The sequence below is a fragment of the Tenacibaculum sp. TB-56 genome, from assembly GCF_059716275.2.
Map to the genome: position 1 here is coordinate 2268030 of NZ_CM201367.1, position 13509 is coordinate 2281538.

A 13509-nucleotide genomic window follows, 5' to 3' on the forward strand; every position below is an offset into this window, starting at 1 on the left:
AAACAAAAAGATGAAAATCACTTTTTATGGTCACGCATGTTTCGGTATTGAAATCGACGGAACCCACGTATTAATAGATCCTTTTATAACAGGAAACCCTTTAGCATCACATATTAATGTAGATGAAGTAAAAGCAGACTATATATTACTTACACATGCACACCAAGATCATGTGTTAGATGTTGAGCGTATCGCAGAAAGAACAGGAGCAACCATAGTTTCGAACTATGAGATCGTAATGTATTACGGAGCAAAGAATTTAAAAGGACACCCTGTAAATCATGGAGGTACTTATACAAACGACACATTTTCTGCTAAATATGTAAATGCTATTCATACTTCGTCTTTTGCAGATGGAAGCTATGGCGGTCAACCAGGTGGATTTGTAATTACAGCAGGAGAAAAGTCGCTATATGTTTCAGGTGATACTGCTGTTACAATGGATATGCAGTTAATACCGATGGCAACAAATCTTACAGCGTCAATTTTTCCAATAGGAGATAATTTCACTATGGGAGTAGATGATGCTATTATAGCGAGTGATTTGGTAATTTGTAATAAAGTAATTGGTTGCCATTTTAACACTTTTCCTCCAATAACAATTGATGTTGATGGTGCGAAAGAAAAGTTTACGCAAGCTAAAAAAGAATTAGTGATTTTAGAAATAGGAGAAACAATAACTATTTAAGAGGTTATTTTAGATTAGAAGTATGAAAAAAATCAAAATAATTTTAGGAATTATAACTGCTTTAATTCTTGCGTTTTTTTTAACAGGATTGGTTGTTCAAGAGGTCGTATACACGAATGAGATAACGGTTAACAAGCCAGTAAAAGAAGTTTTTGCCGACTTTCAAAATGTAGAATTGATGAAACAATGGATGCCAGAAGTAAAATCGATTGATGTATTAGAAGAAAAGCCAAATAAAGTAGGAAGTACATATAAAGTAGTAGTTGAAAACCAAGGAAAATTGGTGACTATGACTGAAGAAGTATTAGCTTTTGAAGAAAATGAAAGACTTACTTTTCATTTCGATGCAGAAAATATGCTAAAAACAGATGATTATGTATTTACTTCTGAAGGAAATATGACTAAGATAGTACAAACAACTACCTGTACAAGTGATTCGTACGTAATGAGTTGTTTGTTTCCGTATTTTAAAGGAGCATTGAAAAAAATGAGTCAACAATATTTAGACGAATTTAAAAAAGCATCTGAAGCTCATAACTAAAAAAATAAACAGTTGATTAAAGCAACCTATCATAAATATTTATTGAATTTTAAACAAGCTAGTGGAACTTCTCGTGGAATTTTAAGAACTAAAGAAACCTGGTTTTTAGTTTTAGAAAGAGAAGGAAAACAAGGCTTTGGTGAATGTGGTTTATTTCGTGGATTAAGTGTTGATGATAGACCTGATTATGAAGAGAAATTACAGTGGGTCTGTAACAATATTAATTTGGGTTTAGATGTTTTATTGACAGAATTGCTACACTTTCCGTCGATTCAGTTTGGGTTAGAACAAGCCTTTTTATCATTAGAAAGTGAAAACCCGTTTGAGTTATTTCCATCAGATTTTTCTAAAGGAAAAGAGCAAATTTCAATAAACGGATTGATTTGGATGGGGGACAAGCTCTTTATGCAACAACAAATAAAGGATAAGTTACAGCAAGGTTTTACAACAATAAAAATGAAGATTGGAGCTATTGATTTCGATACAGAAATAGCATTGTTACAGTCTATCAGAAAAGAGTTTTCAGCCAAAGAAATAGAGTTAAGAGTAGATGCAAATGGAGCATTTTTACCTGAAAATGCTTTAGAAAAACTACAAAGATTAGCCGAGTTGGAGTTGCATTCAATAGAACAACCTATCAAACAAGGTCAGTGGCAAGAAATGGCGAGATTGTGTGAGGAAACTCCGCTACCAATTGCGTTAGATGAAGAACTAATAGGCGTGTTTTCTTCCGAAGGAAAAGAAAATTGTATTAGTATAATTCAACCACAATACATCATTTTAAAGCCAAGTTTGGTTGGAGGTTTTCAAGGAAGCAACGAGTGGATTCAAATAGCAGCTAATCATAATACAGGAAACTGGATTACTTCGGCATTAGAAAGTAATATTGGCTTAAACGCAATAGCACAATGGACCTACACGTTGAACAACCCGTTACCGCAAGGATTAGGAACTGGAAGTTTGTTTACAAATAACATTGAGAGCCCGCTAGAAGTTACAAAGGGAAGCTTAGGTTATAACAAGAATAAACATTGGGACTTTAATATTTAAAAATGGATTTTATACAGCAAGCATATAAAGGCGAAAATAGTTGGTGGAGGTGGTTACTTACAATTGTAATAGTAATGTCTCCCTTTTTATTAAACTTCGCAATCTATTTTTTATTACCAGAAGTATATAAAGGCTTGATTGAAGATACAGCCAATTTTCAAGGAAACAAAAACATTTTCCTAATTGAAAATTTAATGCCATTTGCAGTGCTTTTAGTTTTGCTAATAGTATTTGTTAAGTTCGTGCATTTACGACCATTTACTTCTGTAGTAACAAGTAGGAGTAAAGTAGATTGGAGCCGCTTTTTTTATGGGTTTGTTTCTTGGTTTTTAATGACGGTATTTTTTCTTTTTATAGGTTATTTGTTAGCACCAGAAGAATTTGTGTGGAATTTTAAACCAGTCCCGTTTTTTCTATTATTAACGATTTGTATCATTTTAATTCCGATTCAAACATCGTTAGAGGAGTTGTTGTTTAGAGGTTATTTAATGCAAGGAATAGGAATTTTAACTAAGACCAGATGGGTTCCGCTAATCGTAACTTCAACATTGTTTGGTTTAATGCATATTTTAAATCCAGAAGTATCCAAATTAGGTTACGGAATTATGGGTTTTTATATTGGAACAGGTTTTTTATTCGGAATTATCACCTTGTTAGATGAAGGAGCAGAGTTAGCTTTAGGAATTCACGCAGCAAATAATATTGCAGCGGCTGTTTTAGTAGCTTCAAATTGGGCAGTTTTTCAAACTGACGCCTTATTTATTGATCATTCTGAGCCGAATTTAATATATCAAATGATTATTCCTGTGTTTTTTATTTATCCGTTATATATAATGTTTTTACAAAAAAAATATGGCTGGAAAAACTGGAAAGAAAAATTGTTTGGTAAGATTGAAAAACCAGTAATCACTAAAGAAATTTTATAGTATACTATCCTGAATATTGTGAAAAAAAACAGCTTTCATAAAAGCTTTCAGTTAAATGGAGAGTCTTTTTCTTCAGAAGAAGAACTCTTGAGTTTTTCTAAAACAATTAATAATTCTGTCTTTTCATTTTTGTCAGATTGGTTTAATGCTGAAGATTTTGTAGTAGTGCAAACTTCAGGGTCTACAGGAAAACCAAAACCAATTCCGTTGAAAAAAGAGTTTATGAAAAACTCAGCAGAGGCAACGGGAACTTTTTTCGAATTGAAAGAAAATACCACTGCTTTATTATGTCTTTCTACTGATTATATTGCAGGAAAAATGATGCTAGTCCGAGCTTTAACGTTAGGGTGGAAGCTTGATGTTGTAGAAGCAATTTCTAATCCATTGGAAGGAATAGATAAAATGTATGATTTTTCTGCAATGGTACCAATGCAGTTGCAAAACTCGTTAAAAGATTTGTATAAGGTTAAAAAACTAATCGTAGGTGGTGGAGTGGTATCTAATGACTTGATAGGAGAAATTCAGAACTTACCTACTCAGGTTTTTGCTACCTATGGAATGACTGAAACTATTACACATATTGCTATTAAGAAGTTAAATAATCTCATCCCTATCGATGGTAATAAATCTAACTATAAAACACTACCTGACGTAGATCTTTCACAAGACAATCGAAATTGCTTGATCATTGAAGCTCCTAAAGTATCAGAGGAAAGAATCGTTACAAATGATGTAGTGGATTTAATTTCTGAAACAGAATTTGAATGGTTAGGGCGCTACGATAATGTTATTAATTCAGGTGGAATTAAGCTACATCCAGAAAAAATAGAAGAAAAACTGTCTAAAATTATCTCGAATCGTTTTTTTGTTATTGGTGTTCCAGATAAGGTGTTAGGAGAAAAATTAGTGCTTGTCATAGAAGGGAAAGAATACAATGTTATCTTGAACGAAGCAAAGAATCTTACCAAATATGAAACTCCAAAAGATATTTACTTCGTAGATCAATTTGTAGAAACAGAGACCAAAAAAATCCAACGTAAGAAAACATTGGATTTGGTAAGGTTGTTATAATTTATAGGTTAGTATAAAACAGTCCATTTACCCATTACTTTTTTGTTAGGATAGTTCTTTGCTAGCCAATCTAATCTTTCTGGAAGTTGCTTTTTATAAAGTATTAAAACAGTAGGTTTTTCTACGATTCCATGTAAACTTTCTAACTCAGTAACATCTTTAAGGTTGATTAAGTGATTTTTCCAGTTTGTATCTGTTTCAAACTGAGTTTCTCTATTTAAAGATTCATGCCCATCGTATAAGGAAATAATAGATTTATTCAATCCAAAAGCAATGGATGACTTTCTAATATTGTAGACTAAAATATCTCTAGAATTAAGATTTTCATTAATAATGAAATCTGTCACAGGCTTCGAAGCATTGACTTTTAATTCGTTCTTAGCTAAGATTGTTGAAGCACTGATCAATAAAAACACCGTAACAACAAATGAGGTAAGTACTGGTTTAAATTTAACTTCTTCTTTAGATTTATAAAGGAAGAATACTATGATTGCAACAACAGCACTAGCAACAGCTAAATAATATGGAAAATTCATTCCAGTATTTATAAATGGAGCTACAATAAAAGTTAATAGAATTAAACTAGAAAAACCAAGAATAAAAGCATTAATGGTTTTGATTTTTTCTGTGTTAATTCGTGAAAACAAATCAGCTATTAAGATAGCAAGTAAACCATATAATGGTAAAATGTATAAAATTCGTTTTGAAGAAGAAATTGAAAAGAAAATCAAAGGAATTACAAACGCCATTAACATAGCGAAGTGAATTGTTTTTGTTTTCAATAATTCTTTTTGATCTTTCAGTAAATAAATAAATGCTAAAAACCATGGTAAACCAATTAGCGGAGCAAAAGCTAAGAAGTACCAAAATGGTTCTGTTCTTCCGAAGGCATTTTTTGAGAACCTATCTGCAGTTTGTTTTCCTAAGAAATAATCTAAAAAGGCAGGATTGCTGTAGCCTAAATAGACAAACCAAGATGCTGCAATAATTAAAAATAAAGTCCAAGCCGTAATATGATGAATAGAAAAATTTCTTTTTGCCTTTTCTGTACGGTTATAAAATAAAATGAAAATTACAGGAACAATAAATATTACAGGTCCTTTTGTTAAAAAACCTAACGCTAAACTTAGGGTAAAAGCATAGAGCCATTTTATAATTCCAGATTGGCGATATTTTACCCAACTATAAATACTTAGTAAAACAAAGGTAGCTAAAAAAGCATCGGTAGTTAAGTTTCGCGATGACATTAAGACCAACGGAAAGCTGAAATAGATAATAGCAGACCAAAGTGCCGTTTTTTTATTGTTGAATAATGAAATACTTAAGCGGTAGACCAATACAAGTTGAAGTAAAACAGCTAATTGTAAAAAGAAACGAGCTCCAAAAGCATTAATACCAAATATTTTGTAGCCTAAAGCTGTAATTTGATAGGTAAATGGAGGCTTATGATAGTGATGAACATCTAACAAGTTAGGATGCATATAATCACCAGAAACATGCATGGCTCTACCTATTTCGGCATATCTAGCGTCGCTACTTTCAATAACTCCGTACGAGCCTACATTAATAAGTAAGCTAATAGCAGCTATTACTAAAAATATATTAAAGGTTAGTTTGTTTTTCATTCTGAAAAAAGAATAAGTTTATGAGTTAGTTTTTAACACTTTATCTTGTTTTAATAAGATAAAAACGTTTCTGATATAAATAACAAAACCGAATAATTGTCCAATGAATAATACAGGGTCTTTTCTTATAATCGCATAGCTTAAAATCATAAGCGATCCTACAAGGCTTAACAACCAAAATCCTAAAGGTAACGAAGATTCTTTTTTACGCTCAGAATAAATCCATTGATAGATAAAACGCAGTGTGAAAATAATTTGACCAATACTTCCCCAGATTAATAAGTTAATAGGAATCTCTTCATTGCGGAACAATCGTTCAACATCAATTTGGTTATTCTTAAAGGAATATAGGGCAATTAAAAAAGGAAAAATAAGTAAAAAACCACGCAGAAATTTAGGTAGTTTTATCCACGAATCCTGTAATTGCATATTTCTAATATAGATATAGTAGGTTAACGATTGCCCTAACATAATAGCAAAATCGTCTCGTAACCATCCGTAAACAAAAAGCAAAAAGGAAGCAATTAAACTTAATTGCCAAAACAATTCAGGTGTTAGTACTCTTTTTACTTTTTCAGATTGAATCCATTGTAATAAAAGCCTTGCTGAAAATAAAATCTGAGCAGCAAAACCGATAATGTATACAAAAGATTTATATGAAAGCCAGTCGCTCATTAGCTAATTTTAGACTTTTCAATAGTATAATTTATATAGCTTTTTCGCATCCATCTGTAAGCAAAAGTATCACGTAATGCTTTTAAAGACCTATTGAAAATATTGAATTTTGAAGTACCCGCAATACGCTCAAAATGCTGCACTTTTAGTTGTTTTATTTTTCCATTTTGTAATAAAATTAAAGCAGGAATAAAACGGTGCATTCCTTTAAAGAAAGGAATCTTTTTAGCAACATCAGTACGAAGTACTTTTAACGGACAACCAGTATCAATAACTCCATCGTTAATTAAGCTACGGCGTATGCTGTTAGCAATTAACGATTGTATTTTTTTACTTAAAGTATCTTTTCTTTTTCCTCTATATCCAATTACAGCTTGGTAATTATCGATATCCTCTAATAAAATATCGAAATCGTAAGGAGTGGTTTGTAAATCGGCATCGATATATCCGATTAATTCGGTGTCGATATGGTCAATACCAGCTTTGATAGCTGCACTTAATCCGCAGTTTTCTTTAAATTTTAAGTATTCGAAGTCAGGGGTGTTTGTGCAGATTTCAGAAATTTTATTGAAACTATCATCGGTAGAACCATCATCAATAAATAAAACCTTGCTTTTAGTTTTGCTTTTAGAAAAGTAATCAGTAAACGTACTGTGTATTCTATCTAAGTTATCAATTTCATTAAAAACTGGAATGATGATAGTCATTCTGTAATTCATAGACTAGTTTGTTTTAGTATGACCGTGCGAAAGTACAAAAAATAAAAAAAACCAATGAGTTTATCATTGGATTTTAAATTCTTTAAGGGAAGTTATCTTACTCTTCCATAGAATGATATACATTGTTTACGTCATCATCTTCTTCTAATTTTTCTAAAAGTTTGTTTACTTCTTCTTTCTGCTCATCAGAAAGGGCAGTGGTTGTAGTTGGAATTCGTTCAAATTCAGAAGAAATAATTTCAATATTGTTTTCTTCTAAATATTTTTGAATAGATCCGAATTGACCGAATGGAGCATATAACATAACTGAGTTGTCTTCTTCATCAGTAAATACTTCTTCAACTTCAAAATCAATCATTTCCATTTCAAATTCTTCTAAATCCATCGTTAATGATTCTTCTTTTATTTTGAAGTTTACTACATGGTCAAATATAAAAGCTACAGAACCAGATGTACCTAAGTTTCCGTTACACTTGTTAAAAGCAGCACGAACATTAGCTACTGTACGATTGTTGTTGTTGGTAGCAGTTTCTACTAAAACAGCTACTCCGTGAGGTGCATATCCTTCAAATAATACCTCTTTATAATTTTCTGTGTTTTTATCAGATGCTTTTTTAATGGCACGCTCAACATTGTCTTTTGGCATGTTGGCAGCTTTTGCATTTTGAATAACTACACGTAAACGAGAGTTGGTTTCGGGGTTAGGATCTCCTTCTTTAACCGCCATAACGATATCTTTACCAATACGAGTAAAGGTTTTAGCCATAGCTGACCAACGTTTCATCTTTCTTGCTTTCCTAAATTCGAATGCTCTTCCCATGTGTATTCTGTTTTAATTTTGCTTGGCAAATGTAACTAATGCTATAAAATATTGCAATTAAAAATGTTTTTTGAAAATTACATTACCTGTTTGTTCATTATATGCTTTCCAAGTGCCACTTTGCTTATCTTTTTTGTACTGTCCTTTAACTTTTATGCTCCCGTTTTGATGATACGATTTGTAAGAACCATCTTTTAAACCATCGTTTAAATCAACTTCAAATTTTAGTTTTCCATTTTCATAAAATTCTTGATACGATTTAGCACTTAAATCTGACGGGTGTATAGGAGGAAGGTTGAAAAAGTTTTCTGAACTTTGAGTGTTTATAGAGTCTTTATAAGGAGTTAACTCTTCAAGTAATTTCTTTTTTAATTCCTCCTCTTTTTTAAGATGGATTTCAATTTCTTCTGGATGTTCATAAACAAAAGAAATATTGCTTTTAAATAAATCGTTTTCGGCAATAAGTTGCAAACCGACTTGAGAAAAACAAGTAATATAAGGTTTGTCTTTTTGAAGTTGAGTTCGAGTTTTGTTATCAACTAAACTTAAAAGGTCTTTGTACGAATTTGGTGTGTTAACATAAGCAAACACACTAGATTTCTTTTCGAAATTATAGTTGAAATCATCGAAACTTTCAGAGTTTTCAAGTGTGTAACCTATTAAATGATTGTTGATAATTTCTTTAATAGTGTTCGGACTTGTACTAAAAACAACGAAATCATCAATAATAGTAAAGTAAGGCTTATCCATTTTAGAAAACACATTACCAGCTAGCATTTTAAAGAACCCTTTTAGATCAAAAAAATTAATAGGATAGCCTCTATAATCGATTTGCTTATATTTTAAAGGTGTATTTTCTTTAATTTTTGATAGAATTAATTGAAGGTTTTCTTTAGCGTCATCAATATCATCAGCTTTAATAATAGCAGCGATATCTTTTTTGTTTTTTGAAAGCTCAGTGTTAAAATGAACTAAAGCTATTTCATTCCCAATCCAGCTGTATACATGTTCAGAAACATTTATATCTAACTTATCCTCAATCATTGCAAGTTGATCAGAATACATTTTAAAATCGGCTGGATTTTCTTGTTGAAGTTTTTCTAAGTTACTATTAAAGGTTTTAAAATCATCAAAAGCAAAACTAAGGTATAAAGAAGTGTTTTTCGGAGCTATTTTAGCTACACTACGTTTACCAACTCCTGAATTTTGTAAAACTTTTAAATAGGTTTGTGAATTGCTATCAACATTTGTGTAACCAGTAGCTTGTACTATAACTCCTTCAACTATAGAAATATCTAATCCTGTATAAAAGAAAGCTTGTTTGTTACTATTTAAAAACTCTAAACTAGCAGAGTTTGTAAAACAACTTAAATAATCTTTTAAATATTTGTGTTGAAGATAGATATTAAAAAAGCCATCATTATCTGTTTTCTCTTTTATTTCTACAAAATTTACATCACGGCCAATAACAGGGTTTAAGTATTGGTCTATTGATTTCTCAACGAGAGTATGAGTGTAGGAAGCTATTACCTGATTTTTAATAAATGAAAGATGCAAGGTTTCCCGTGTCTCTTTATTGTAAAGCTCAATAATTTCATGTTCTTTATATACTCGTTTAGTAACTCTATAACCTTCACCAGCTAAATTACTAATTGCCCTTTTTAGGAAAATAAGTTTGGAGAATTTTTGTAGATCAGCAATATATAATAACCCGTATTTTTTAGGACTGTATACATGTATAGAGATAACTAAGTTACGCTCTCCAATAAAGTCAAAAATTTCTTTTTTAGCTTTAAAAGTATCATCTAAACTATTAAGACCTTCCGAAAGTTTATTAATTTGTGGATTTGTTTGAAGATGTGCCCAAATTTCACTTGAGCTTATTTCATCCCAAGTGTCAATTGGTCTTTCAGTATCAACAATAAAAACAGCATCATCAGGAACTAAGTAAATAGGTTTAATGTTGTCATTTTCTGATAAGGTGAAAATATAAACCTGATAGATTGCAAATCCAATTACAAGGGCAATAAAACCCCAAAATACTTTTCTTTTCATGCTGTTTTTAGAGTTTTAGACTTGTAAAACGCCTAAATTAAATGGTTTTTCAATAGGAGCGTGGTTTGCTGCTTCTATTCCCATAGAAATCCATGTTCTGGTATCTAGAGGATTAATCACAGCATCTGTCCAAATTCTTGCAGCAGCGTAATATGGAGATATTTGATTATCGTATCTCGATTTAATTTTATCGAATAATTCTGCTTCTTTTTCTGGAGTAATTTCTTCTCCTTTATTTTTAAGAGCAGCTGTTTCAATTTGTAATAATACTTTAGCAGCAGAAGCACCGCTCATTACAGCTAATTCTGCACTAGGCCATGCGAAAATAAGGCGTGGATCGTAGGCTTTACCACACATTGCGTAATTTCCAGCTCCGTAAGAGTTACCAATAACTACTGTAAATTTAGGTACTACAGAGTTACTCACAGCATTTACCATTTTAGCTCCATCTTTAATAATTCCGCTATGCTCAGATTTACTTCCTACCATAAATCCAGTAACATCTTGTAAGAAAACTAACGGAATTTTCTTTTGATTACAGTTGGCAATAAATCGTGTAGCTTTATCAGCAGAGTCGTTATAAATTACTCCTCCAAATTGCATTTCGCTAGGTTTGCTTTTAGCCCCTTTCGATTTTACAATTTTACGTTGGTTAGCAACGATACCTACTGCCCATCCATCAATACGAGCATATCCTGTAATGATAGTTTGACCGAAGCCTGCCTTGTATTCTTCAAATTCAGAATTATCTACCAAACGTTTAATGATTTCCATCATATCGTATTGCTCGTTACGAGCTTTTGGTAAAATCCCGAAAATATCATCTTCGTTTTCTTTTGGAGGGAAAGCTTCTTTACGATTAAAACCAGCTTTGTCATAATCTCCAATTTTATCCATTAAGTTTTTAATGGTATCTAAAGCATCTTTATCATCTTTTGCTTTGTAATCGGTCACACCAGATACTTCACAGTGCGTGGTTGCTCCACCCAACGTTTCATTATCAATAGTTTCACCAATAGCAGCTTTTACTAAATAACTACCCGCTAAGAAAATACTTCCTGTTTTATCTACGATAAGTGCTTCATCACTCATAATAGGTAGGTAAGCACCACCAGCAACACAGCTTCCCATAACAGCAGCGATTTGGGTAATTCCCATGCTACTCATTACCGCATTATTTCTGAAAATTCTTCCGAAGTGTTCTTTATCAGGAAAAATTTCATCTTGCATAGGTAAATAAACCCCCGCAGAATCAACTAAGTAGATGATAGGTAATTTATTTTCAATAGCAATTTCTTGAGCTCTTAAATTCTTTTTACCAGTAATAGGGAACCAAGCACCAGCTTTTACTGTAGCGTCATTAGCTACAACAATACATTGCTTACCACTAACATATCCCATTTTAACAACTACACCTCCTGAAGGACATCCACCGTGTTCTTGATACATGTCTTCTCCTGCAAAAGCAGCGATTTCGATAGATTTAGATTTGTCGTCTAATAAATAGTCGATACGTTCACGAGCAGTCATTTTTCCTTTTTCGTGATGTTTATCAATACGCTTTTGCCCGCCTCCTAATTTAACTTTGGCTAAGCGTCTGCGTAAATCTGATACTAAAAGTTTATTGTGGTCTTCGTTTTTATTGAAGTTAAGATCCATGGTAAGTTATTTGTTTGCGTGTGCTAAAATAAGAAAATCAATGTATAAAACAAGGTGTTTAGGTATGCGATTGAATGATGTTTTCTACGATTTTTTCTATTTCTTTATTTCTTGATTGTTTTATTAAAACGCTAGGTTCAGCTACTCTTTCTTTACAGTTTTGTACAGCGCAAGTTTCGCAGGTAACCCCAACAGTTCTTTTAATAAACATATCTTCATTAAAAAATTGAAGTTTACGCTTTAAGTGAGGAGAAAGTAGCATTCCAATACTCACACTTCTGTTGATGTTTTCTTTGAAAGGATCAGCTGTGGCAGCAGATAATACTAAATATTCGTTGTCGGAATTTTCGTAGGATGATATTTGAATTCCATAAGCAGATTTTTTCTCTTTGGAAGCTTCTAAATCTTGAATAGTTTTAATCGCAACCCATCTTCTACAGTAATGCTCATTATTGCGATTTGCATGTGGACTTTGTTGCTGTGTAATATGTAGTTCCTTAGAAAGCCTATAAATAGGAGAGTCTTCTTTGTGTGTAAAGCGTAAAAAGAACAAGTTTTTAATACTAAAATATTTAGGTAGAATATTAGTCAAGCGCTGATAAAAAGTTTCGTCTGAACAATTATAACTTCGGATGATTTTGTGTAATTGCAACGGTTGCCACGTTTGTAAAGAAAATAAATGGGTTAACTTTTTAGTTAAATCATCTTTTGGAATAATTAAAGCTCCTGCAAAATAGGAAGCTATGAAGTTATTCAAGACTTGATCAAAGCTTTCAAATTTTATCCAAGGGAAGGTGTATAAGCGATTTTCTATATCAAGATAGTTATAGGCTAATTCTTTTGCGTAAATAAATGTTTTTTGAGCTTCACTTATATCATTATATAATAAGAGTGTTTTAGTTTTTGGAATAAAGATGTTTCTTAACTCAGATAATTTTTGATGTTGAGATAATTCTTCAGTGTCAATAGTATATCCGTATTCTTCGACTAAAACATCTTCTAAATCTTTAGAGTTAATTGGTTCGTCTAATTTTATATGATACGCTTTAGCAAAGTCGATGACCTTATTTTCAATATCTTCAAAATAATTATTGTGTGCTTCTTGGTAAGAACGTAAAGCAGCAAGAAAAAAGCTCTCTCTTGTTAAGTTGTAATTTTGAGCAATTTTAATAATGGTGCTAATAAACGCATTTACTTTTGCAGGGGCGTTGGCAATAATATCAATTAAATTGTTTTCCTGAATACCAAATAGGTCAAGCGGTATTTCTTTTAAAATTTTCGATTGTAAAATCTCACCAATAGGAGCTAAGTTTTTATCCAGTTTTAAGGAAACCAAATGGTCGTAGGGCACTTCTAACTTCTCTGAAAGGATAACTATTTTGTCTGTTTTTGGGTATTTTTTTCCCTTTTCAATTTCATTTAAATATGATTTAGATAAGCCTGTTAGTTTCGCTAATCCAAAGAGTGATAGGTTTTTATCGGTGCGTATTTGTTTCAGTTTTAAACCAAAAACAAGTCTGATGTATTCTTCTTCCAAAGTGTTTTATTAAAAGATTCGTAATTCAAAGGTATAAAAATTAGCGAATTAATAAAAATTAGTAAAATTTATATTTTTAGCGAACGTTCGCTTTTTTGTTTCGGTTCTTTTTTTTAATATTGAAGTATCAATTAATAAAAATA

Annotated in this window: 12 protein-coding genes; 5 read left to right on the forward strand and 7 right to left on the reverse strand. The window is 31.7% G+C overall.

The window, feature by feature from the left end:
* The first annotated feature begins 10 nt into the window (after positions 1-10).
* Genes AC3VI6_RS10960 through AC3VI6_RS10980 form a run of 5 tightly spaced genes read left to right on the forward strand, consistent with a single transcriptional unit; the run spans position 11 to position 4276 of the window.
* The gene (locus AC3VI6_RS10960; protein ID WP_497706200.1) at positions 11-688 is read left to right on the forward strand and encodes a metal-dependent hydrolase; all 678 of its coding nucleotides are present in this window, start codon (positions 11-13) and stop codon (positions 686-688) included.
* A 22-nt stretch (positions 689-710) separates the two neighbouring features.
* Entirely contained in the window at positions 711-1229 is a 519-nt protein-coding gene (locus tag AC3VI6_RS10965) for an SRPBCC family protein (RefSeq protein WP_497706201.1), read from the forward strand.
* Positions 1230-1241: 12 nt separating this feature from the next.
* Complete coding sequence (locus AC3VI6_RS10970; RefSeq protein WP_497706202.1) at positions 1242-2279, forward strand: o-succinylbenzoate synthase; 1038 nt, start codon at positions 1242-1244, stop codon at positions 2277-2279.
* A gap of 2 nt (positions 2280-2281) precedes the next feature.
* Complete coding sequence (locus AC3VI6_RS10975; protein WP_299007780.1) at positions 2282-3205, forward strand: CPBP family intramembrane glutamic endopeptidase; 924 nt, start codon at positions 2282-2284, stop codon at positions 3203-3205.
* 18 nt (positions 3206-3223) lie between these two features.
* On the forward strand, positions 3224-4276 hold the full coding sequence (locus tag AC3VI6_RS10980; RefSeq protein WP_497706203.1) for an AMP-binding protein: 1053 nt from the start codon (positions 3224-3226) through the stop codon (positions 4274-4276).
* 8 nt (positions 4277-4284) lie between these two features.
* Here the strand turns inward: AC3VI6_RS10980 and AC3VI6_RS10985 are convergent, their stop codons facing one another.
* The 7 genes from AC3VI6_RS10985 to AC3VI6_RS11015 all read right to left on the reverse strand — a co-directional run bounded on the left by AC3VI6_RS10985 (position 4285) and on the right by AC3VI6_RS11015 (position 13366).
* Positions 4285-5901, reverse strand: coding sequence for an ArnT family glycosyltransferase (locus tag AC3VI6_RS10985; protein ID WP_497706204.1), 1617 nt, complete (start codon positions 5899-5901; stop codon positions 4285-4287).
* An 18-nt stretch (positions 5902-5919) separates the two neighbouring features.
* On the reverse strand, positions 5920-6576 hold the full coding sequence (locus AC3VI6_RS10990) for a lipid-A-disaccharide synthase N-terminal domain-containing protein (RefSeq protein ID WP_435254650.1): 657 nt from the start codon (positions 6574-6576) through the stop codon (positions 5920-5922).
* Positions 6576-7295 (reverse strand): glycosyltransferase family 2 protein, encoded by a 720-nt coding sequence (locus tag AC3VI6_RS10995; RefSeq protein ID WP_497706205.1) that lies wholly within the window; start codon positions 7293-7295, stop codon positions 6576-6578. The genes AC3VI6_RS10990 and AC3VI6_RS10995 overlap by 1 nt, the downstream gene beginning before the upstream one ends.
* A gap of 97 nt (positions 7296-7392) precedes the next feature.
* Entirely contained in the window at positions 7393-8115 is a 723-nt protein-coding gene (locus AC3VI6_RS11000) for a YebC/PmpR family DNA-binding transcriptional regulator (protein ID WP_497706206.1), read from the reverse strand.
* Between the two features lie 57 nt (positions 8116-8172).
* On the reverse strand, positions 8173-10170 hold the full coding sequence (locus tag AC3VI6_RS11005) for a DUF3352 domain-containing protein (RefSeq protein WP_497706207.1): 1998 nt from the start codon (positions 10168-10170) through the stop codon (positions 8173-8175).
* 15 nt (positions 10171-10185) lie between these two features.
* Positions 10186-11829 carry an acyl-CoA carboxylase subunit beta gene (locus tag AC3VI6_RS11010; RefSeq protein WP_497706208.1) on the reverse strand — a complete coding sequence of 548 codons (1644 nt, stop codon included), beginning with the start codon at positions 11827-11829 and terminating at the stop codon, positions 10186-10188.
* A gap of 58 nt (positions 11830-11887) precedes the next feature.
* Entirely contained in the window at positions 11888-13366 is a 1479-nt protein-coding gene (locus tag AC3VI6_RS11015) for a helix-turn-helix domain-containing protein (RefSeq protein WP_497706209.1), read from the reverse strand.
* Between the last annotated feature and the right edge of the window lie 143 nt (positions 13367-13509).

Excerpts from the sequence above, each read along its gene's own strand:
- AC3VI6_RS10960 (WP_497706200.1), top strand. The coding sequence starts at position 11 with ATGAAAATCACTTTTTATGGTCACGCATGTTTCGGTATTGAAATCGAC.
- AC3VI6_RS10965 (WP_497706201.1), top strand. The coding sequence starts at position 711 with ATGAAAAAAATCAAAATAATTTTAGGAATTATAACTGCTTTAATTCTT.
- AC3VI6_RS10975 (WP_299007780.1), top strand. The coding sequence starts at position 2,282 with ATGGATTTTATACAGCAAGCATATAAAGGCGAAAATAGTTGGTGGAGG.
- AC3VI6_RS10985 (WP_497706204.1), bottom strand. The coding sequence starts at position 5,901 with ATGAAAAACAAACTAACCTTTAATATATTTTTAGTAATAGCTGCTATT.
- AC3VI6_RS10990 (WP_435254650.1), bottom strand. The coding sequence starts at position 6,576 with ATGAGCGACTGGCTTTCATATAAATCTTTTGTATACATTATCGGTTTT.
- AC3VI6_RS10995 (WP_497706205.1), bottom strand. The coding sequence starts at position 7,295 with ATGAATTACAGAATGACTATCATCATTCCAGTTTTTAATGAAATTGAT.
- AC3VI6_RS11000 (WP_497706206.1), bottom strand. The coding sequence starts at position 8,115 with ATGGGAAGAGCATTCGAATTTAGGAAAGCAAGAAAGATGAAACGTTGG.
- AC3VI6_RS11005 (WP_497706207.1), bottom strand. The coding sequence starts at position 10,170 with ATGAAAAGAAAAGTATTTTGGGGTTTTATTGCCCTTGTAATTGGATTT.
- AC3VI6_RS11010 (WP_497706208.1), bottom strand. The coding sequence starts at position 11,829 with ATGGATCTTAACTTCAATAAAAACGAAGACCACAATAAACTTTTAGTA.